Source organism: Plantactinospora sp. WMMB334 (assembly GCF_049179095.1).
Classification (GTDB): domain Bacteria; phylum Actinomycetota; class Actinomycetes; order Mycobacteriales; family Micromonosporaceae; genus Plantactinospora.
Genome location: NZ_JBMHME010000002.1, coordinates 2,260,934 through 2,280,947, shown reverse-complemented (window position 1 = coordinate 2,280,947; position 20,014 = coordinate 2,260,934). Strand labels below are relative to the sequence as shown.

16 protein-coding genes and 3 CRISPR repeat arrays (1 of these 19 only partly in view) are annotated in these 20,014 nt (G+C 70.7%); of the genes, 3 read left to right on the top strand and 13 right to left on the bottom strand.

From position 1 onward, the window contains the following. A CRISPR array of direct repeats spans positions 1 to 675; the repeat unit is 28 nt; unit sequence GGATCACCCCCGCGTGCGCGGGGAGCAG (it extends 25 nt beyond the left edge of the window). A 92-nt stretch (positions 676 to 767) separates the two neighbouring features. Further along, a CRISPR array of direct repeats spans positions 768 to 3,115; the repeat unit is 28 nt; unit sequence GGATCACCCCCGCGTGCGCGGGGAGCAG. A 33-nt stretch (positions 3,116 to 3,148) separates the two neighbouring features. From ACN27G_RS09675 to ACN27G_RS09665, 3 genes are all read right to left on the bottom strand, one after another. Continuing rightward, positions 3,149 to 4,026, bottom strand: a protein-coding gene (locus tag ACN27G_RS09675) for an IS5 family transposase (protein ID WP_421492440.1) whose coding sequence is annotated in 2 segments (ribosomal slippage) — positions 3,149 to 3,676 and positions 3,679 to 4,026 — 876 coding nt in all. Because the reading frame shifts where the segments join, the coding sequence is not laid out codon by codon here. Positions 4,027 to 4,087: 61 nt separating this feature from the next. Then, a CRISPR array of direct repeats spans positions 4,088 to 5,763; the repeat unit is 28 nt; unit sequence GGATCACCCCCGCGTGCGCGGGGAGCAG. A 100-nt stretch (positions 5,764 to 5,863) separates the two neighbouring features. Next, on the bottom strand, positions 5,864 to 6,061 hold the full coding sequence (locus ACN27G_RS09670) for a DUF397 domain-containing protein (protein ID WP_421492439.1): 198 nt from the start codon (positions 6,059 to 6,061) through the stop codon (positions 5,864 to 5,866). Then, a complete protein-coding gene (locus ACN27G_RS09665; RefSeq protein ID WP_421492438.1) occupies positions 6,054 to 6,818 on the bottom strand; it encodes a DUF5753 domain-containing protein in 765 nt (254 codons plus the stop codon). Before ACN27G_RS09665 ends, ACN27G_RS09670 begins: the two co-directional genes overlap by 8 nt. A 130-nt stretch (positions 6,819 to 6,948) precedes the next feature. Here ACN27G_RS09665 and ACN27G_RS09660 point away from each other — a divergent pair, with 130 nt between their 5' ends. Continuing rightward, the gene (locus ACN27G_RS09660; protein WP_421492437.1) at positions 6,949 to 7,347 is read left to right on the top strand and encodes a hypothetical protein; all 399 of its coding nucleotides are present in this window, start codon (positions 6,949 to 6,951) and stop codon (positions 7,345 to 7,347) included. Between the two features lie 3 nt (positions 7,348 to 7,350). After that, positions 7,351 to 7,626, top strand: a complete 276-nt coding sequence (locus tag ACN27G_RS09655) for a hypothetical protein (protein ID WP_421492436.1) — start codon at positions 7,351 to 7,353, stop codon at positions 7,624 to 7,626. Between the two features lie 102 nt (positions 7,627 to 7,728). Here the strand turns inward: ACN27G_RS09655 and ACN27G_RS09650 are convergent, their stop codons facing one another. The 6 genes from ACN27G_RS09650 to ACN27G_RS09625 all read right to left on the bottom strand — a co-directional run bounded on the left by ACN27G_RS09650 (position 7,729) and on the right by ACN27G_RS09625 (position 15,117). Beyond that, a complete protein-coding gene (locus tag ACN27G_RS09650) occupies positions 7,729 to 8,445 on the bottom strand; it encodes an ABC transporter ATP-binding protein (protein WP_421492435.1) in 717 nt (238 codons plus the stop codon). After that, positions 8,438 to 10,471 (bottom strand): ABC transporter permease subunit, encoded by a 2,034-nt coding sequence (locus tag ACN27G_RS09645; RefSeq protein WP_421492434.1) that lies wholly within the window; start codon positions 10,469 to 10,471, stop codon positions 8,438 to 8,440. Before ACN27G_RS09645 ends, ACN27G_RS09650 begins: the two co-directional genes overlap by 8 nt. Further along, positions 10,471 to 11,349, bottom strand: a complete 879-nt coding sequence (locus ACN27G_RS09640; protein WP_421492433.1) for a branched-chain amino acid ABC transporter permease — start codon at positions 11,347 to 11,349, stop codon at positions 10,471 to 10,473. Before ACN27G_RS09640 ends, ACN27G_RS09645 begins: the two co-directional genes overlap by 1 nt. A gap of 114 nt (positions 11,350 to 11,463) precedes the next feature. After that, positions 11,464 to 12,720, bottom strand: coding sequence for an amino acid ABC transporter substrate-binding protein (locus tag ACN27G_RS09635; RefSeq protein ID WP_421492432.1), 1,257 nt, complete (start codon positions 12,718 to 12,720; stop codon positions 11,464 to 11,466). 85 nt (positions 12,721 to 12,805) lie between these two features. Next, entirely contained in the window at positions 12,806 to 14,494 is a 1,689-nt protein-coding gene (locus tag ACN27G_RS09630; protein ID WP_421492431.1) for an amidohydrolase, read from the bottom strand. Between the two features lie 122 nt (positions 14,495 to 14,616). Beyond that, on the bottom strand, positions 14,617 to 15,117 hold the full coding sequence (locus ACN27G_RS09625) for a DoxX family protein (RefSeq protein ID WP_421492430.1): 501 nt from the start codon (positions 15,115 to 15,117) through the stop codon (positions 14,617 to 14,619). 478 nt (positions 15,118 to 15,595) lie between these two features. Between ACN27G_RS09625 and ACN27G_RS09620 the strand changes: the two genes are divergently transcribed. Further along, positions 15,596 to 16,432, top strand: a complete 837-nt coding sequence (locus ACN27G_RS09620) for an IclR family transcriptional regulator domain-containing protein (protein ID WP_421492429.1) — start codon at positions 15,596 to 15,598, stop codon at positions 16,430 to 16,432. Between the two features lie 27 nt (positions 16,433 to 16,459). On the opposite strand, the gene ACN27G_RS09615 is transcribed toward ACN27G_RS09620, so the two are convergent. The 4 genes from ACN27G_RS09615 to ACN27G_RS09600 are packed head-to-tail and all read right to left on the bottom strand — an operon-like array spanning position 16,460 to position 19,813. After that, positions 16,460 to 16,822, bottom strand: a complete 363-nt coding sequence (locus ACN27G_RS09615) for a hypothetical protein (RefSeq protein WP_421492428.1) — start codon at positions 16,820 to 16,822, stop codon at positions 16,460 to 16,462. Continuing rightward, positions 16,819 to 17,703, bottom strand: coding sequence for an extradiol ring-cleavage dioxygenase (locus ACN27G_RS09610; protein WP_421492427.1), 885 nt, complete (start codon positions 17,701 to 17,703; stop codon positions 16,819 to 16,821). The genes ACN27G_RS09615 and ACN27G_RS09610 overlap by 4 nt, the downstream gene beginning before the upstream one ends. Before the next feature lie 29 nt (positions 17,704 to 17,732). Continuing rightward, positions 17,733 to 18,602: a citryl-CoA lyase gene (locus ACN27G_RS09605; RefSeq protein ID WP_421492426.1), complete on the bottom strand. Its 870-nt coding sequence runs from the start codon at positions 18,600 to 18,602 to the stop codon at positions 17,733 to 17,735. Beyond that, a complete protein-coding gene (locus tag ACN27G_RS09600; RefSeq protein ID WP_421492425.1) occupies positions 18,584 to 19,813 on the bottom strand; it encodes a CaiB/BaiF CoA transferase family protein in 1,230 nt (409 codons plus the stop codon). The genes ACN27G_RS09605 and ACN27G_RS09600 overlap by 19 nt, the downstream gene beginning before the upstream one ends. Positions 19,814 to 20,014: the final 201 nt, after the last annotated feature.

The window sequence follows — 20,014 nt, the reverse complement described above, 5'->3', positions numbered from 1 at the left end:
GCAGCGATGAGTCGATGGAACGGCTGCTAGCGCAGGGGGATCACCCCCGCGTGCGCGGGGAGCAGTGCAATGCTCACACAGGCTCGGGCTCTGGGGATGGATCACCCCCGCGTGCGCGGGGAGCAGGCGGCCACCTTCGCGTCGGTGCCGTTGTAGTCCGGATCACCCCCGCGTGCGCGGGGAGCAGCACGCCTCGCGGACCTTCTGCTGGTCGGCGTCGGGATCACCCCCGCGTGCGCGGGGAGCAGAACGAGGGTGAGATCGTCCAGGAGGGCGGCACGGGATCACCCCCGCGTGCGCGGGGAGCAGCCCAATCCTCGAAAGGTTTGTTGGGACCAAGAGGGATCACCCCCGCGTGCGCGGGGAGCAGATGATCGTGCCTCAGGAAGATCGTCAGCTACAGGGATCACCCCCGCGTGCGCGGGGAGCAGGTAACAATTTTGCGCGACAGGACATGGACTACGGGATCACCCCCGCGTGCGCGGGGAGCAGGTCAGCCCGCGTACCCGGACGGTGCCGACACCGGGATCACCCCCGCGTGCGCGGGGAGCAGCAGCCGCGTCCGGACCCGACCACTCGGCCACCGGGATCACCCCCGCGTGCGCGGGGAGCAGGTAACCGATCCGCTGGCCATCGTCCCGGTGTCGGGATCACCCCCGCGTGCGCGGGGAGCAGGGCTTGCGGAGCTGCTCGCCGGTGGCGCGGTCCGGATCACCCCGCGTGCGCGGGGAGCAGTTGGGCCGGCGGGTTGCCGAGGCGGTGCACCAGGGATCACCCCCGCGTGCGCGGGGAGCAGGGCGGCTCTTTCTCCTGGCAGATGAAGACGAACGGATCACCCCCGCGTGCGCGGGGAGCAGTACGACTACAACTCCGGCATGCCGGCGATCGCGGGATCACCCCCGCGTGCGCGGGGAGCAGCGACGGGTCTGCGCGAGCACCGACTCGATGGAGGGATCACCCCCGCGTGCGCGGGGAGCAGGCTCGTGAGCGAGGCGTGGCGGGCACTGGGAGGGGATCACCCCCGCGTGCGCGGGGAGCAGACATTTCCAGAGGGACATGGGCCGGTCTTTGGGGGATCACCCCCGCGTGCGCGGGGAGCAGTACGCCACCTGGGAGGAGTACCGGGACGCCGAGGGATCACCCCCGCGTGCGCGGGGAGCAGCCCGAGCAGAACACCGGCGGAGCGACCAACCAGGGGATCACCCCCGCGTGCGCGGGGAGCAGGGCAACCACGTCAGGAACGGGACCGACCAAAACGGATCACCCCCGCGTGCGCGGGGAGCAGCCTGTTCGATGAGGACACGCTTCGCGGAATCGAGGATCACCCCCGCGTGCGCGGGGAGCAGTCCGAGTTTGTCTCGGACCTCGCTTAGCGGTAGGGATCACCCCCGCGTGCGCGGGGAGCAGTATCGTTCGGCAGGATGAAACATACTCCCGACCGGATCACCCCCGCGTGCGCGGGGAGCAGCAGCTCCGTGCGTATTCGAACCGGACCGGCAAGGGATCACCCCCGCGTGCGCGGGGAGCAGACCATCTCGGAAAACTCCTTCGAGGTCATCCCGGGATCACCCCCGCGTGCGCGGGGAGCAGAAGATGCCACCCGGTGCCCAGCTCGACTCGTTGGGATCACCCCCGCGTGCGCGGGGAGCAGCGCCGGCAATAAAAAGACCAGATCTATACCAGAGGATCACCCCCGCGTGCGCGGGGAGCAGCACATAAAGACGTTGCCGGCAACGGCGACATCAGGATCACCCCCGCGTGCGCGGGGAGCAGGTTCAGCCGGGCCAGCGTCGGTGTCCGGTGCTCGGATCACCCCCGCGTGCGCGGGGAGCAGCGCCACGGAACGCGGGGCTCATCGATGGTCGGCGGATCACCCCCGCGTGCGCGGGGAGCAGGCACCGGGCTGCGCCGTCTCGACGTCGTCCCAGGGATCACCCCCGCGTGCGCGGGGAGCAGTTGCGGGCCACGGCCATGACGGAAACGAACTCGGGATCACCCCCGCGTGCGCGGGGAGCAGTCAACTCCGCCGATGCGGCGGCCGAGGTCCGTCGGATCACCCCCGCGTGCGCGGGGAGCAGCCGGGGGAATGACTGGAATCGCCTATCAACAGAGGATCACCCCCGCGTGCGCGGGGAGCAGTCATCGATGGTCGGCTTGGTGTTTTCGCTGGCCGGATCACCCCCGCGTGCGCGGGGAGCAGGTCGGGTGCGTCGAGCGAACCTTTTGAGTCGCTGGATCACCCCCGCGTGCGCGGGGAGCAGGGAGGTTTGATTCGTCATTGTCCCGCCAGAACAGGATCACCCCCGCGTGCGCGGGGAGCAGGGAACATCAAGAAGTCTGCCTGACCTGGGATGAGGATCACCCCCGCGTGCGCGGGGAGCAGGCCGGAACGTCCGGGCTTCCCATCTTCCCCCATGGATCACCCCCGCGTGCGCGGGGAGCAGCGTTCTCCGCCGGGGGTGCCAGCCAGCAGCGAGGGATCACCCCCGCGTGCGCGGGGAGCAGGCCGGGGGGAAGGCGCAGACGGTCGGCCTGGACGGATCACCCCCGCGTGCGCGGGGAGCAGACGCTGTCGGCGATGCCGGGCTGGCAGGCGTGGGGATCACCCCCGCGTGCGCGGGGAGCAGACCACCTCCATGACTCTGACTGTCAACTTCGTGGGATCACCCCCGCGTGCGCGGGGAGCAGACCATGCCCGCACCACGACTCGCCGGCAGCAGCGGATCACCCCCGCGTGCGCGGGGAGCAGTACTCGCTCTTGTATGGGAAGAAACCTGCGAGGGGATCACCCCCGCGTGCGCGGGGAGCAGAATTCCTCTTCGGACATCCCCAGCTCAACCATCGGATCACCCCCGCGTGCGCGGGGAGCAGGTGGTAATCGACGCAATCAGCTCATTCGATGAAGGATCACCCCCGCGTGCGCGGGGAGCAGTGGTGCCGATACGCTGTGCGGACGGGATTTCGGGGATCACCCCCGCGTGCGCGGGGAGCAGGCAATTCTCGTGGTATTGGCGCTGGTCGCTATGGGATCACCCCCGCGTGCGCGGGGAGCAGACCCACGAAAAAGGCATCGGCTGGTTCTTCGTCGGATCACCCCCGCGTGCGCGGGGAGCAGTCAGAACACAACCACTAGGTGGTGTCCTGCGGATCATGGAGTGTGGTCGGGTACGGCACGGAGCCAGTCGAGCATCTCGATGAGGTCCAGTGTGGCTTCGTAGCTTTCGATGAGCTTGTCGTACCTGGTCGCCAGGCCTCGCCAGTGTTTGCGTCGACCGAAGCCACGTTCGACCTGGTTGCGGTGGGTGTATGCGCTGGTGTCGAAGTCTGGGGGACGGCCGCCTGATGATCCTTTCCTTGTCCGGTTGGCTTTCTGGTCGGCGCGTTCGGGGATCACGGCGGCAATCTTGCGGGCCCGCAACGCGGCCCGGTTCGCCTTGGACGAGTACGCCTTGTCCGCGGTCAGCGAGTCCGGACGCTTACGGGGACGGCCGACGCCGCCGGGTCGGGTCACGGCGATCTGATCCAACAAGGGCACCAGCTGCTTGGTATCGGAGGCCTGGCCCGGGGTGATCCGCGTGGCGAGCGAACGGCCTCGCCCGTCGGCCATAGTGTGCACCTTCGTGGTCAACCCTCCCCGGGAACGACCCAGACCCTGACGTGCCTGCGAATCCTTGGTGGTGAGCCCCCTTTACGGGCACCGGCGGCGTGCTGGTGAGCGCGCACGACCGTGGAATCGACCTGAGCGTCCCAGTCGATGTCACCGTCAGCCTCAGCCAACGCGACCACCTGCTGCTTGAGACGGGTCCAGGTGCCGTCGGCAGCCCACCGGCGGAACCGTTCATGACAGGTCTTCCACGGCCCGTACCGCTCGGGCATGTCCCGCCACGGCGACCCGGTCCGTTTCACCCAGCAGATCCCGTTGATCACCTGCCGGTGATCGCGCCACTGCCCACCACGACGGGGCTGCGCGGGCAGCAACGGCTCCAACACCGCCCACTCGGCATCAGTCAAATCAAAACGCGCCACGACCAGAACAACGAACCACCATCAAGATCCGCCGGACACCACCTAGGGGGAGCAACAAAACTGGATCACCCCCGCGTGCGCGGGGAGCAGCCACCTCGGTAGCCCCGACATACCACAACTGAAGGATCACCCCCGCGTGCGCGGGGAGCAGTCTAGAGCGCCCGACGCGCTCACTAAGGGAGGGGGATCACCCCCGCGTGCGCGGGGAGCAGACATTTCCAGCGGGACATGGGCCGGCCTCTGGGGGATCACCCCCGCGTGCGCGGGGAGCAGATCGCGACTGCTCTTTCTGACGACCTCTGGTCTGGATCACCCCCGCGTGCGCGGGGAGCAGCTTGCTTCGTCCCATCCCACTCTCTGTGCCATTGGATCACCCCCGCGTGCGCGGGGAGCAGCGTACCCTACTCAATGTCGGGTTCTCCAAGAAGGGATCACCCCCGCGTGCGCGGGGAGCAGTCGTTACGGCCGGAGCGTACCCAGATCGATACGGGATCACCCCCGCGTGCGCGGGGAGCAGCTGGTCGCAGGTGTCGCAGACCAGCACGCCGCGGGATCACCCCCGCGTGCGCGGGGAGCAGGCATGATGGGATTTTCTACGGCTACTCTGGGCGGGATCACCCCCGCGTGCGCGGGGAGCAGAGACGTACCCCGTTCTGTCCGGTCAGAACACTAGGATCACCCCCGCGTGCGCGGGGAGCAGCTGGTACATCAAACTCACCTTCGATCCCACCCAGGATCACCCCCGCGTGCGCGGGGAGCAGCACCATCTGAGCGAGCTGCCCCGACGTCATTGCGGATCACCCCCGCGTGCGCGGGGAGCAGCTCAATGCAGCGATGATGCAGCAAACAATCAAGGGATCACCCCCGCGTGCGCGGGGAGCAGAACAAAGAAGACAAGTACCAGAGGTAGGCTGAGGGATCACCCCCGCGTGCGCGGGGAGCAGACGCCATGCGATTCGATACCCCGGTAAGGGATGGGATCACCCCCGCGTGCGCGGGGAGCAGGAGCGACCCTCTCCGTACCACTTCCCGTCATCCGGATCACCCCCGCGTGCGCGGGGAGCAGGCCTTGATGGCAGCGACGTCTACGTCAGCGTCGGGATCACCCCCGCGTGCGCGGGGAGCAGGCCACGGCTGCGAATAGAGAGATCATGAGCCATGGATCACCCCCGCGTGCGCGGGGAGCAGTCCTTCTCCATCCCATCCGATGAACGGTCGTTGGGATCACCCCCGCGTGCGCGGGGAGCAGAACCCTTCCGCTACGTCAAGCGGTGTCATCTTGGGATCACCCCCGCGTGCGCGGGGAGCAGACTCGGCTGCTCATCGGCAATTACACCGTGTGAGGATCACCCCCGCGTGCGCGGGGAGCAGTGCGGTGCCCACCCGAATTCATCATTGTATCCAGGATCACCCCCGCGTGCGCGGGGAGCAGATTCACCCGGAGGGAGTGGAAATCGATTTGGACGGATCACCCCCGCGTGCGCGGGGAGCAGCTGATCCTCGTCGTGCCGAAGGGGAGTCCCGTCGGATCACCCCCGCGTGCGCGGGGAGCAGAAAGCGATTCAGCGACCAACTTTTCAGCACGCAGGATCACCCCCGCGTGCGCGGGGAGCAGGGAACGCGAGGTTCATCAATGGCGGGAGTCGTCGGATCACCCCCGCGTGCGCGGGGAGCAGAGGGCATGATCTCTGGCGCTACGGAATGCACCGGGATCACCCCCGCGTGCGCGGGGAGCAGACTTGCTGACCTGCGGCCCTAAAGATCAAGTATGTAGTTTTTATTCACTACCGTTCGCAAGATCATTCCTCAAGACCAGACATAACAGTTACAAAGCCCTCTACTCCGGACGCCGGGCAACGTCGTTGACGAACGAACGCCAGACGGCCGGGTCGAAGCTAAGGTTGGCGCCGCCACGATCCTTGCTGTCCCGGACCAACACTCTGCCGGGAAGGTTATCGGCGACCTCCACGCAGGCGCCGCCGTTGTTGCCACTGCGGGTGCTCTTGCGCCAGTGGGCGCCGGCCAGGTCATCCATGTTGGACTGCCTTCTTGATCAATGCCAGTGAGGCGGAACTCGGGAGGGCGAAACTACGGATTCGCTCCCACCTACCCGCCAGCGTAGCAACGTCCTCGACTCCCTCCACGATGTGCGCCGCCACCTGGCTGTCAGCGTACCCGGCACGCACGCCGTCGCTCAGGTCGGCGATGATGAACTGGCCGCCGAGCCCCGGGTAAAGGCCAGCGCTGGCTGGCACCACGTGGACCTCCACGTTCGGCAACTCAGCGCACTCGACCAGCCGTTCAAGTTGTTCGGCACACAGCCGGGGCGGACTCGCACAGAGTCGTTGGATGACAGCCTCGTCCAAGACCGTCACAAGCAGCGGCGGACGCTCCCTGGTCAGGATGGCCTGCCGCCGGAGGCGCGCACCCACCAGGCGGTCTACCTCCTCCTCGGTCAGCATCTCGCCTGCCAGCGTCGCCCGTGCGTACGCCTCGGTCTGGAGAACGCCCGGCACCCACGCCGGCTCGTACCACCGGAGCGACACCGCCTCGTGCTCGGTGTCAGCCCACGGCCGGAACCACACCGGGTCGCGTCGTTTCAGAACGTCCGGCCACAGATCTGCGACGTCCCGCCCTACAAGCCCAGCGATCTTCGCCCTGTGCCGCGACTGCGGCACACGTCCAGGGCTCACCCATCGTGCCGCTGTCTTCGGGTCAACGCCGACTTGCTTGGCCAGACTCTCGGGAGTCTCACCCGCCTCGGTCATCGCTTCCAAAAAGGTCCGATTCATCACCTGCTCCCATCTGAACGTCCCGAACGTCCCCGATCCATCTTGCAACGGAGTGTGTTTGAAGCACAACGGTCAGCACAGTGGATTCAAGCGATTCACCAGGACCAAGTCCTCCACCTCTGCTTCTCAGATGGGAGACACCATGATGCTCAGCCGCAGAGCCAAGCCCTACCATCGCCGCGACTGGCGGCGACTCTGGCGGTACTGCCGTTGCGGTTTCCGCTGGCGCTGTCCGGACTCGGTCGACCTGGTACCGATGCCCTACCAGCCGGCACCCGTACCGCCGCTGACCCGCCGGCAATACCGGGCCACCGCCCGCGCGACGCCGCCCGTCGCCTTCACCGAGACCGAGCGGTCCGAGATTCGCGCGCTGACACCGGACGCCACTCCCCTACCGACCCGGTCACGCGCGACCAACCGCCGACCCACCCCGGACGCGTCCGCCCGCCCACAACCGAGGAACGGCCGCGCCGAAGCGCTCACCCCAAGCCCGCAACGGCACCACGCCCGGCACGGTGAACGGGTGTGACCGGTGATCGGCCCGCAGGAGCGCTGGCTGCGGCACGTCCGGCGGAAGTACGCCCGGACCGCCCACAAGCCCACCCGGTCGTACGCCTGCCACGCCTGCGCCGCCCCCTGGCCCTGCCGGCAGGCCCGGCTGGCGCTGCTGACCGCCTACCACGGTGACCGGATCGGGCTGATGGTCCACCTCGGCGCGCACCTCGCCCGCGCCCTGCGACAGCTCCCCGACACCCATCCCGCGCTGATCACCGGCCAGCTCCTGGGCTGGCTCCCCCACCGCCAATGACCCGCCTCATCACCCCGCCCGCCCCGGACCGCCTTCTCCCCCGGTCCGGGGCGGGCCCTCTCCTCGACAGCCGGCGTCGGCCAGCCGGTTACCGGACCCGGCTCACAGTCCCAACACGCTGCGCCGCACCTCCGGGCTGTCGCGCAGCTCGTCGGCCGGCCCGGTCAGCACCACCCGACCCTCGCCCAGCAGGTACGCCCGACCCGCCACCGCGAGCGCCCGCTGCACGTCCTGCTCCACCACCACCACGCTCACCCCGCCCGCGTTGATCCGGATGATCGCGTCGTAGACCTCGTCCACCCGCACCGGCGCCAGCCCGAGCGACGGCTCGTCGAGCAGCAGCAGGCGCGGCCGGGCCATCAGCGCCCGCCCGATCGCCAGCATCTGCTGCTCTCCCCCACTCAGGCTGCCGGCGAGCTGATTAGCCCGTTCGGCCAGCCGGGGAAAGATCGCATACACCTCGTCCAGGGTGTTGCGGTGCTCGCGCCGGGCACCCCGCCGATAGGCGCCGAGCACCAGGTTGTCCAGCACCGTCATCCGGGGAAAAATCCGCCGCCCCTCCGGGACGACCGCGACACCGTGCCCGCAGACCCGATGGCCGCGCAGCCGGGTGATGTCGGCGCCGCCGACGCTGATCTCGCCCCGGTACGCCGGATGCAGCCCCGCGATGGCGTTCACCAGCGTCGACTTGCCAGCACCGTTCGGGCCGACGACGCAGACCGTCTCCCCCTCCCGCACCTCCAGGGTGACGTCCCAGAGCGCCTGCGCGTCGCCGTAGCGCACCTCGAGGTCCCGGACCCGCAGCAACGGTTCAGACATGGGCTTGCCTCCCCAGGTAGGCGCGGACCACGGCCGGGTCGTTCAGCACGGTCTGCGGGTCGCCGTCGGCGAGGCAGCTGCCCCGGTCGAGCACGACGAGCCGGGTGGCGAGCTGGTTGAGCACCCGCAGCAGGTGTTCGACGATGACGATGGTGATGCCGCTGTCGTGGATCCTCCGGACGACCCGTACGGCGTTGTCCACCTCGGCCGGGTTGAGCCCGGCCAGCGCCTCGTCCAGCAGCAGCACCCGGGGGTTGGCGGCGATCGCCCGCGCCATCTCCAGCAGTTGCCGCTGGTGCAGGTTGAGACTGCCCGGGTACGCGTCCGCCAGGTGTTCCAGCGCGACCGTACGCAGGTGACGGTCGGCCAGCGGCCGGGCCCGCGGCAACGAGGTTGGGGTACGTCCGAACATGATCGCCATCGCCACGTTGTCCCGGACGGTCATCGAGTCGAACGGCCGGGGGATCTGGTAGGTCCTGGCCATCCCGACGTGCGCGATCCTGTGCGGGGGCAACCGGGTGATGTCCTGCCCGTCGAGCAGGATGGTGCCCCGGGTCGGCCGGATCGCCCCGGAGAGCAGGTTGACAAGCGTCGTCTTGCCGGATCCGTTCGGCCCGACGAGCCCGACCAGTTCACCTTCCCGGATCTGCAGGCTCACGTCCTCCAGCGCGTGCACCCCGCCGAAGTATCGCGCCACCTGCCGGCACTCGACCAGCACCTTCCCGCCCTCGACCGGCGCCGGCCGCCGGCCACCGCCGGCCCCACCCCCGGCACCGCCGTCAGCATCGGCGACGACAGCCCCGGAACCACCCTCGGGCACGCCACCCTCGGCAGCCCCACCGAGACCGCCACCACCGGCAGCCTCCACGGCGGCACCAGCAGAGGGAACTGCGGGCCGGGGCGCCGGCCCACCACCCCCACCCGGCCGCAGGCCGAGCCGGGCGGCGACCGGTGCCGCGCCGAGCACGATCGCGACCAGGCTCGCGGCGAGCATCCCGACGAGCAGCCAGTCCAGCAGCTCGCCCCAGAATTGGAGCACCGCCAGGCCGCCGCTCACCACGACAAGGGTGCCGAGCGCGATCAGCGGCCGGGCCCGGAGCCGGGCGTAGAGGCCGTCGGGGGCGAGCGCCACGAGCAGCGCGAGGACCCCGCCAAGGATGATCAGGTTGTACGCGTCCAGCCCGTACGACGAGAGCCGGTCCTGCAACATCACGATCAGCACCGCGCCGATCACCGGGCCGAGCCAGTGGTGCCGCCCGCCGAGCACCCCCATCACGATCACGAAGAGCGGGATCGTCAGCCCGAAGACACTCTCGACGGTCACGAAGCCGATCTGCAGGGCGTACACGCTGCCGGCGACACCGCCGAGCACCCCGCTGAGCAGCATCGCCAGCATCTTGTAGCGGAAGGTCGCCACCCCGGTCACCTCGGCGACGTCCTCGGCGTCCCGGATCGCCGCCAGCGCCGCACCGGTCCGGGTCTGCTGGACGACGTACGCGACGGCGACCGCCGCGGTGGCGATCGCCAGCGCCAGCAGGTATTGGAACTGCTGGAACGAGCCGATCGCGGCCGGCAGCTCGGGGACCGGGACGGTGGCGCCCTGTCCACCGTCGATCGACCGGTTGATCCGGGCGAAGGCGGCCAGGATGAACGGCACGGCGAGGGTGAGCAGCGCGAAGATCTCGCCGCGCAGCGAGCCGAGCCGGAACGCGACCGCGCCGATGCCGAGGGCGAGCAGGCCGGAGAGGACCGCCGCGATCGGCAGGGTGACGAAGAGGTCGACGTCGTGCCGGCCGGCGAGCACCGCCGTGGTGTAGGCGCCGACCCCGACGTACGCGGCCTGGCCGAAGCTGAAGTAGCCGCTGTAACCGGAGAGGATGTTCCAGCTCGTCGCCTGGGCGATCCAGAAGCAGATCGAGCCGAGCAGCACCAGGTGGAACGAGGCGATCCCGAGCTGGTCGGCGAAGGCGCCGAGCGCGGCCAGCGCCAGGAACGCGACAAGCAGCCCGGCCCCGCCCCGGCGCATCACCGGACACCTCCGGCGCCGGCCACCGTGAAGAGTCCCTGCGGGCGCAGCAGCAGGGCGAGGATGATCGCGGAGAAGAGCACGAACGGCGCGGTCGCCGGTGACCAGACGGCGGCGACGACGCCGGAGAGGACCCCGACCAGGATGCCGGAGGCGAAGGTGCCGACCACCTCGCCGATCCCGCCGAGGATCACCACCGCGAAGACGGTGCCGAACCACTCGTACGCGGTCTCCGGCGTCAGCGCGTTGGAGAGCGCGAAGACCATCCCGGCGAGTGCGGCGGTCGCCCCGACCACCCCGCCGAGCAGCACGCTGAGCCGCCGGTGGTCGACGCCGAAGGCACCCGCGACCGCCGGATCCTGGGCCATCGCCCGCATCGCCCGGCCGGCGAAGGTGCGCCGCAGCACCAGGTGCGCCCCGACCACCACCAGCAGGGCGAGGCCGAACGCCATCAGGGTGGTGACCGGGAAGACCAGCCGGCCGAGCGTGACCGAGCCGGTCGCGTACGGGTTGATCTCGGCCGGCATCCGCTGGAAGTCGGCGCTCCAGATGTTGCTGACCACCTGGATCGTGATGCTCAGCAGCCCGAAGCTGACAAGCAGCGAGTTGAACTCGCTCAGCCGCAGCTTGTCGAAGAGCCACTGGATCGCGGCGCCGGCCACGAAGAGCGCCGGCACCGTCACCACCAGGGAGAGGATCGGGTCGATCTGCCAGGAGACGGCGATCTGGAAGGTGAGATAGGCGCCGACCAGGATCAGTCCGAAGTGGGCCAGGTTGATGACGCGCAGCACCCCCCAGGTGACGGAGAGGCCGGTGGCCATCAGGGCGTAGAGGCCACCGATCAGCGCTCCGCTGAGCGTGGCCTGGATGACGTTCATACGGGGGGTCGCCTCGGCTTCTGGTCGGTCGACGGTCACTGTGGATGGGGCGCGGCCGGGCCCGGAACGGGGGCACCGGGCCCGGACGCGCGTTCGTGGGGTGGGCGGCTGGGGTCAGCCGCGAGCGGGAGCCAACTTCCCGGCGGCCCGGTCGGCCGGCCAGACGGTGACCCAGTCACCCTGCTGGATCTGCTTGATCGCCTGGGTGGTCGGCCAGAAGTTCTGCACCTTCGGGTCGAAGCTGAGGTGTCCGCTGAAGGTGGTGTCGGCGCCCTTCTCGTGCAGGGTGTCGCACATCTTCTGCTGGTCCGTCCCGCCGCTGTCCCGCACCGCGCCGGTCAGGATCTCCCAGGCGTTCCAGGAGGCCGCGGCCTGGGTCTCGAAGACCGTGTACGGCAGCCCGGCCTTCTCGGCCCGCGCGGTGAAGTCGGCGACGATCTCGGTGGCCGGTGCGCCGAGCCGGTCCAGGGTCGGCTTGTTCGGCTCGAACATCGACACCGACAGCACGCCCTCCGACACCTCGCCGAGGTCGAGCAGCGGTCCCGGCGCCGGGAAGAGGCCGAACATCCGCTTCGGGTGGTAGTTGAGCTGTGCCATCGCCTGGAGGATGTTCACCGCGTCCACCCCGAGACCGTTGTTGATCACGAGGTCGGGGTTGGCGTCCCGGACCTGGGTGGCGATCGGCGCCCAGTCGGTGGTGGTCGGCGGGTAGTGCACGTCGGCCACGACGTTGATGCCGCGCTCCCGGGCGATGCTCAGCGCGCCGGCCTTGTCCTCGCCGAAGCCGTCGGAGACGAAGGCGGCCGAGCCGCTCTGGCTGGTCAGCACGGCGACCGTCTTCGGCGGGTCGGGCTGGGCGGCGAGCGCGTCGAAGAGCTGGGTCGGGATGAACTGGTTCGGCGTCGGGCCGATCGACCAGGCCGGGAACTGGCACTCGTACGTGAGCTGCGGGGCGAGCACGGCGGTGTGCTGCGGCATCACGTACCCGTGCCGCTGGGCGACAGCCATCGCGGAGAGGATGTTCGGGGTGGCGTACGGGCCGATGATCAGGTCCACCCGGTCCTGGCTGATCAGCCGCTCGTAGAGCGAGCTGACCTTGGACTGGTCGGACTGGTCGTCGACGACCTTCCACTCCACCTGCCGGCCGAGCAGCCCACCGGCGGCGTTGAGCCGCTCGACGTACGCCTCACCGGCGAGCTTGTGTATCTGGCCGGTCGCGGCGAACGCGCCGGTCAGGGAGAGGGTCGAGCCGACCACGATCGGGTCGTCGTCACCGGATCCGGAGCCGGAACCTGAGCCGCTGCCGCAGCCGGCAGCCGCCACGCCGAGCGCCAGTACGGTGGCGACGGCGGCAAGGGAACGCTTACGCATCTGTCAAATACCTTTCGTCGCTGTCGGGGATGGTTCGTCGCGGGGCGCCGGGGAGGCGGATCGGCGGGGCGGGCACGGCCGGCACTCACCGCTGACGGTCGTCGGCGTCGTGCACGACGGCGCCGCCGACGACGGTGAGGTCGGCGCGCAGCCGGCGCAGCCGCTCGACCGGGACGGTGAAGTAGTCGTCGTCGAGCACCACCACGTCACCGAGCCGGCCCACCTCCAGCGAGCCGAGCAGCTTCTCGTCGGGACCGCCGAGGAACCACTGGTTGGCCCGGGTGTAGAGGGTGAGCAGCTCCCGCCGGCTGATCTGCTGGCCGTCGTTGATCACCTCGCCCCGGGCGTTCCGGCCGGTCACCGCGTAGTACGCGTGGATCCACGGGTTCATCGGCGCGATCTGCATGCCGTCGGAGCTCATCCCGGCCGGGATGCCGCTGTCGAGGATCGTCCGGAACGGCGGGCCGGCGGCCGGGCCCCGGCCGGCCAGGTACTGCCAGCCGGTCAGGTTGACCCCGCCGCCGAGCGCCCGGAGCCGGGCCAGGTAGTCCGGGGTGATCCGGGGTACGTGCGCGACGACCCAGCGCAGGTCGGAGATGGGGATCTCGGCGTGCACCGTCTCGAACGCCTGGATCTGGGTCTGGAAGTCGGTGCCGGTCAGCGAGTGCACCTCGATCCGCCAGCCGGCCCGTGCGGCGCGCCGGGCCGCCTCCAGGAAGACCGGGCCGCCGGAGTAGCTGGCCGCGATGAACTCCCCGATCGCACCGGTCCGCACCATGTCGTCGCCGAAGAACGGGTACGTGTGCCGCAGCCGCGCCGTCAGCTCCGGCACCTCGGCGTCGGTGTCCTGGTGCAGGTAGTTGATGCGCAGCCGGACGATCCCCTCGTTGCGGGCGTAGACGGCGAGGAAGGGCAGGTGCATCGCGTGGTTGTCCTCGTGCGCCGCGCCGTCGGCCGGGGTGCCGGTGGCCTGGAAGGCGCCCTGGTCGAGGTGGGTGGTGACGCCGAGGCTGGCCGCGTACGTCATCGCGTCGAGGACGCCGCGCTCGCGCTGCTCGGGGGTGAGGGTGCGGCGCAGCGCCAGGGTCGCCCGACCGGTCTCGGTGCCGGCGGCGATCGACCCGTCCGGGCCGACGGTCACCGGCAGCTCGGCCGCCTCGAAGAAGCGCCGGCCGAGACTGTTGGTCACCGAGGGCCCGGCGAAGCCGACCGAGATGTACGCGGGATGGTGCGGCAGCGCCTCGTCCAGCTCGGCGAGGGTCGGCAGCCGCCCCTCGGTGAACTGGTTGGGGTGGAAGCCGCCGATGGTGGTGACGAACTCGCCGCGCGGCACCCGGCGGGCCCGCGCCCGGTAACCGGCCCGCACGTCGGCGACGGAGTAGGCGTTCTCCAGCGGGGTGTGGTGGCCGGGCCGGTTGCCCATCAGCACGATGTGGTTGTGGCAGTCGATCAGGCCGGGTATGGCGGTCCGTCCGCGCAGGTCGATGGTGCGGGGCCGGCCGTCGAAGCCGTGCGCGGCGGCCCGGCGGTCGTTGCCGACGTAGACGATCCGGCCGTCCCGGATCGCCAGCACGCTGGCCACCCGGTCGCGCCGGTCCATGGTGTGGATGCGCCCGTTGTGCAGTACCAGATCGGCCCGGATCGCACCGTCGCGGTAGTGCGCGGCGACGCCGGCCGGGCCGGTCGCGGCGCCCACCGCGGCGGCGGTGCCGGCGACGGCACCGCCGCGCAGCACGCTGCGCCGGGAGACTCCTCTGCGTTCTTCGTTGCTCATGCGGGGGTCACCTCTCGGATGCGGCGCCGGCCCTTCGGCAGGGGCGACGGCCGGCACGGTGGTGGTAACGGCGATCTGAGGTGTCGGGGGTGACGGTGGGGTGAGGTGCCGGGGCGACCGGGTCAGTCGCCGGCGGCGAGGGCGCGGCGGCGGCGCAGCAGCGGGGGTACGCTGCCGAGCAGCCCGACGGCCAGGGCCAGGGTGCCCCAGCCGTAGCCGGCGAACCCGTCCAGTCCGATCAGGTGGTCCAGCGACCAGGCGCCGGGTCCGGTGTAGGCGAGCACGACGGCGAGTGCACCGTAGACGAAGGCGACCTCGTAGCCGCCGAGGTGCGCCCAGAGCCCATTGGGGACGTTGACGGAGGCGGCCACCACCATCGTGCCGAGCACGACGGTGGCGCCGAGCGGGGTGAGCAGGCCGAGCGCGATCAGTGCCGCGCCGACGAGTTCGGCCACTCCGGCGAGCACCGCCATCTGGCGGCCGGGCCGGAAGCCCCAGGTGTGGAAGAGGGTGCCGGTGCCGGTGGGTCCCTGACCCCGGAACCAGCCGAAGAGTTTCTGACTGGCGTGGCCGAAGAGCAGTGCCGCGAGGAGGAGCCGGAGCAGGAGCAGACCGAGGTTCATGCCGCACCTGCCGAACCCGGTCCGGCGGTCCGGCCGGCGGTGGCCGGCCGGCTCCCGGCGGACCGCCGGGCGGGGGTGGACCTGCTGGTGGTGGCGGGATGCGGAACCCCGGTCGCTGGCGCCATAACTCTCCTCCGAAGATTGAGCCCTGCGCTACCATTTCTGCGGACGAACGTCCGCTACACGGACGCGGCGCACATCACAATCTCCGCCGCCACCTGCAAGATGTCAAGACTCATGCTGGAAACAATTGCGTCTGGACGCGGACTGGTGTTCGCTTGACGGTCAGAGGTCGGGTCCGGCGGGCTGCCCCGGCGCCCGGACCGCTCCGGCCACCGCCCGGACGCCCCGCCCGGAGCGCCGTCCGGCACCCTGGACGGGCCCATGGTGAACTTGTGGACGCCCGGGTTCCGCCCCGGCACCGGCCGGGCGGCGGAGGGGTGGATACCGGAACGGCGACGACGGAGCGAGGCGGACGATGGCACAGCGCGGCGAAGGACCCGACTTCATCGAGGCCCTGGCCCGAGGACTCAAGGTGATCACCGTCTTCCACGCCGACCAGCCCCGGCTGAGCCTCAGCGAGGTCGCCACCGCCGCCGGGCTGGCCCGGCCGACCGCCCGGCGCTTCCTGCTCACCCTGGAGGAGCTGGGCTACGTCCGCGCCGACGCCGGCGGCTACGAGCTGACCCCCCGGGTGCTGGAGCTCGGCATGGCGTACGTCGGCGCGCTCTCGCTCTGGGACATCGCCCGCCCGCACATGCAGGACCTGGTCGCCGCGACCGGCGAGTCCAGCTCGATGGCGCAACTCGACGGCTCCGACATCGTCTACATGGCCCGGGTCGCGGTGCCGAGGATCATCGCGCTGCGGGTGCAGATCGGCACCCGCTTCCCGGCGGGCGTGACGTCGCAGGGGAAGGTGCTGCTCGCCGCGCTCGATCCGGAGGCCCTCAACACGGCGCTGGCCCAGCCGAGCCGCTCCGGCGTGCAGCCCCGGGTCCGGCACGGCCGGCCGGCACTGGACACCATGCTCCGGGAGGTCCGGGCCCGGGGCTGGGCGCTCGCCGACGACGAGCTGGCCCCGGGCATCCGCTCGGTCGCCGTGCCGATCCGGGACGGCCAGGGCGAGGTGCGGGCCGCGATGAACGTCACCGTCAACTCGTCCGAGACCAGCGTCAAGACCCTGGTCGAGCAGCATCTCCCCCAGCTCATCCGGGCGGCCAGCGCGATAAGCGCCGACTGGGCCCGCTGGCAGTCCCGGCCGCAGGTCGAGGTGGGCGGCGGCGCGGTGGGCGCCGTCACCGCCGCCCAGCACTGACCACGCGGGCGGGTCGCGGCACCGCCGTCAGGTGGCGATGTCCGGGTACGGCATCGAGAAGTGCGCCAGCCGGGCCGCGTACTGCTTCTGGAAGCCGAGCGGTTCGTCGTGGTCGCGTTCGAACATCGCGATGAACAGGGTCAGGGTGAGGAAGGGGTGCGCGCCCAGCTCGAAGAGCCTGACGTAGTCGTGGCTGGCCAGCGCCTCCCGCTCGGCGTCCTCGAAGCGCTGCCAGGTGCTCGCCTCGCCGGTGTGGCAGTTGAGCACCGCGTTGGCCCGCTCCGCCTCCCACCACTGCACGGTGCCGCGCGGATCGTCGCGGTAACGCTCGACCAGCTCGGCGTCCCGGTCGACGGTGTAGAGGAACTTGTTCAGCAGGTACCTGCTCACCGGGTCACCTCCGCCGTGCCCGCCGGTACGCCGTTCGGATACCAGGTGAAGTAGGCCTCCATGGTGTGGAAGAGGTCGAGGGCGTCGACGTGGTCCGCCTTCGCCCCCGCCCCGGCGACCCCCATCATCAGCATGAAGTCCATGAAACCGTGCGTGGCGTTGCCCGGCGAGTGCAGGCTGTCGAGGGTCACCTCGGCGAGGCAGCGTTCCAGGTCACCGGTGGCGATCCACTCCACCGCCTTGCGGTCGAACTCCGGGTCGGGGCCGTGCGGGCCGAACTGGCGCGGGCCGCCGAGCTCCAGCGAGAGGTGGCCGGTGCCGATGATCGCCACCCGCAGGTGGCTCGGCCACGACTCGACCAGTTCCCGGATCGTCTGGCCGAGCTGCACGAAGCGTTTCGGCTGCGGCAGCGGCGGCGCGAAGATGTTGGTGTAGACCGGCACGATCGGCAGGTCCGCCTCGGGCCGCAGCGTGATGATCGGGCAGGTGATGCTGTGGTCGATCCGCAGCTCGTTGCTGAATGCCAGGTCGAAGCCGGCGTCCAGCCCCTCCCGCAGCAGGTGCGCCGAGAGCTCCTCCTGGCCGCGCAGCAGCATCTTCGGCAGGCCGAACTCGCGCTCCTCGTTGTACCAGTTGGCGTCGTAGAAGGGCGCCTTGCCGATCAGGAACTGCGGCATGTTGTCCAGCCAGAGCTGGTGGAAGTGGTCCGAGCCGACCATCACCAGCACGTCGGGGTTGGCCCGGGTGAGCGTCTCCCGGAAGGCGAGGATCTTGCTCACCCACTCGTCCGCGAAGGGCGGCCGGTCCTCGCCCTGCGCGGTGCTGGCCCGGTAGTAGAAGGGATGGTGGGTGGAGGCGATCACCGCGGCGATGGTGGCCATCGCGGCTCCTCTCTCAGGCGGATTCGGGGTCAGGCGGGGTCGGAGGGCTGGACGGGGTCCGGGGATACGTAGCGGGCGTTGCGGTCGACGGTGCGGTAGATCTCCATGCCGATGCCGGTGCGGCGCTCCTCGGCGAGGTGGCCGAGCAGCCCGGCGGCGCGGGCCAGCAGCGCGAAGCCGCGCAGCAGCTCCGGCGGGAGCCCGAGGTCGGCCAGGGCGGCACCGCAGACCCCGGCGCCGTTCAACGGCAGCGTACGGCCGAGCACCTGCGGATGGACCCGGCCGATCGCCTCGAAGAGCCGCAGGTGCGGGCCGCGCAACCCCTCCTGTTCGGCGAGGGCGATCAGCACCGGCGTACGCGGGTCCCGCACCTTGTGCACCGGGTGCCCGAGCCCCGGCACCAGCCGGCGCTCGGCGCGGGCCCGGGTGACCGCCGCGAGCGCGACCTCGTCCCAGCCGGCGTCGTCGGTCGGCGCGTCGGTCAGCTCCGCGAGGGTGGCGGCGAGGAACCGGCCGCTGTCCTCGGTGACGCCGAGGAACCGGGAGCCGCCGCCGAGCAGGCCGGCGGCGAGCGCCCCCTGCAACGACTCCGGCGCACTCTGGTACGTCACCCGGGCGGCGATCGCGGTCGGGGTGAAGCCGTGGTCGGCGAGGGCGACGAGCACCGCCTCGAAGACGTGCACCTGGGCCGGGGTGGGCCGGTGACCGGCGACCAGCCAGAAGGCCAGCTCGCCGAAGCCCACCCTGCCCATCAGGTCGGCGGCCAGGTCCTGACCGAGCAGCCGGATCCGGTCGGCGTCGGAGGTGCCGATCGAGGTGGGGAAGCTCAGCTCCTTCTGGTCGCTCGCCCGCTTCTCGTCACCCGCTCGCTTCTCGTCGCTCAGTTCCTGGTCAGCCACGCGCGGATCTCCTCGCCGTGTTCGTCAAGCCCCGGTGGGGGCAGGTCGTAGCGGGAACGGGTGCCGGAGAAGGTGATCGGGTTACGGACCATCGGCACCGCCGAGGCCCCCTCCCCCACCGTCACCACCGGTTCGAGGCCGAGCTGTTCGGCGAAGGCCACCCCGCGGTCGATGGTGTTGATCGGCGCGCACGGCACCCCGGCGGCGATCAGCTCCGCGAACCACTCGTCCCGGGTCCGGGTACGCAGCTTCTCCACCAGCAGCGGGCGGAGCTCCTCGCGGTTGGCGGTGCGGTCCTGGTTGCGCCCGAACCGGGGGTCGTCGACCAGCTCCGGCAGGCCGAGCACCTCGCAGAGCTTGCGGAACTGCCCGTCGTTGCCGGCGATGACGATCAGTTCGCCGTCGGCGACCGGCAGCGGCTCGTACGGAAAGAGGCTCGGGTGCGCGTTACCCATCCGGAACGGCACCACCCCGCCGGCCACGTACCCGCTGCTGTGGTTGACCAGCCCGGAGAGGGCCGAGGAGAGCAGGTTGACCTCGACGTGCTGGCCACGGCCGCTGGCCGTGCGGTGGTGCAGCGCGGCCAGGATGCCGATGTTCGCGTGCATCCCGGCCATCACGTCGAAGACCGAGATGCCGGCCCGGTACGGCGAGCCGTCCGGGTCGCCGGTCAGACTCATCAACCCGGAGATAGCCTGCACCATCAGGTCGTAGCCGGGCAGCGAGGCGCCGGCACCGGTGCCGAAGCCGCTGATCGAGGCGTAGACGATGCCGGGGTTCTCCGCCGACACCGACTCGTAGTCGAGGCCGAAGCGGCGCATCCCGCCGGGCTTGAAGTTCTCGATCATCACGTCGGCGCGGGCCGCGAGGGCGCGGGCCACGGCCAGATCCTCCGGCGACCGCAGGTCGAGCGCGATCGAGCGCTTGTTTCGGTTGATCCCGAGGTAGTAGGTGGCCACCCCGTCCCGGACCGGGGGCATCCAGGTCCGGGTGTCGTCCCCGGCCGGTCCCTCCACCTTGATCACGTCGGCGCCGAGATCCGCCAGCAGCATCGTGGCGTAGGGCCCGGCGAGGATCCGGGAGAAGTCCGCCACCAGCAGCCCGGCCAGCGGTCCCGACGCGCCACCGCTCGGTCCTGACGCCCCGCCGGTCGGCTCCGACGCCCCGCCGGTCGGTCCCGGCGCGTCGCCGGTAGCCGGCTGATCCGCCATACTCCTGCCTCCGTCCGTCTCGCGGACGTTTGTCCGTCGCCGACAGTCTGTTCGCGCCCGCCAACCGTGTCAACTGCCGGCGACCCCGGTGCGGGCCGCCACGGCGGTCACTCTCCGACCCTACGTCGGAGCGGCGGTCCCGGCCGGTCAGCCCGGGTAGGTGCTGATCGTTGACAGCCACGAAACACCGGGACAATAATT

What these genes read in the sequence shown, in the direction of transcription:
- ACN27G_RS09610 (WP_421492427.1), bottom strand. Translation starts at nt 17,703, where the DNA reads ATGGCCACCATCGCCGCGGTGATCGCCTCCACCCACCATCCCTTCTAC.
- ACN27G_RS09625 (WP_421492430.1), bottom strand. Translation starts at nt 15,117, where the DNA reads ATGAACCTCGGTCTGCTCCTGCTCCGGCTCCTCCTCGCGGCACTGCTC.
- ACN27G_RS09645 (WP_421492434.1), bottom strand. Translation starts at nt 10,471, where the DNA reads ATGCGCCGGGGCGGGGCCGGGCTGCTTGTCGCGTTCCTGGCGCTGGCC.
- ACN27G_RS09660 (WP_421492437.1), top strand. Translation starts at nt 6,949, where the DNA reads ATGGGAGACACCATGATGCTCAGCCGCAGAGCCAAGCCCTACCATCGC.
- ACN27G_RS09650 (WP_421492435.1), bottom strand. Translation starts at nt 8,445, where the DNA reads ATGTCTGAACCGTTGCTGCGGGTCCGGGACCTCGAGGTGCGCTACGGC.
- ACN27G_RS09640 (WP_421492433.1), bottom strand. Translation starts at nt 11,349, where the DNA reads ATGAACGTCATCCAGGCCACGCTCAGCGGAGCGCTGATCGGTGGCCTC.
- ACN27G_RS09630 (WP_421492431.1), bottom strand. Translation starts at nt 14,494, where the DNA reads ATGAGCAACGAAGAACGCAGAGGAGTCTCCCGGCGCAGCGTGCTGCGC.
- ACN27G_RS09665 (WP_421492438.1), bottom strand. Translation starts at nt 6,818, where the DNA reads ATGAATCGGACCTTTTTGGAAGCGATGACCGAGGCGGGTGAGACTCCC.
- ACN27G_RS09620 (WP_421492429.1), top strand. Translation starts at nt 15,596, where the DNA reads ATGGCACAGCGCGGCGAAGGACCCGACTTCATCGAGGCCCTGGCCCGA.
- ACN27G_RS09600 (WP_421492425.1), bottom strand. Translation starts at nt 19,813, where the DNA reads ATGGCGGATCAGCCGGCTACCGGCGACGCGCCGGGACCGACCGGCGGG.
- ACN27G_RS09670 (WP_421492439.1), bottom strand. Translation starts at nt 6,061, where the DNA reads ATGGATGACCTGGCCGGCGCCCACTGGCGCAAGAGCACCCGCAGTGGC.
- ACN27G_RS09635 (WP_421492432.1), bottom strand. Translation starts at nt 12,720, where the DNA reads ATGCGTAAGCGTTCCCTTGCCGCCGTCGCCACCGTACTGGCGCTCGGC.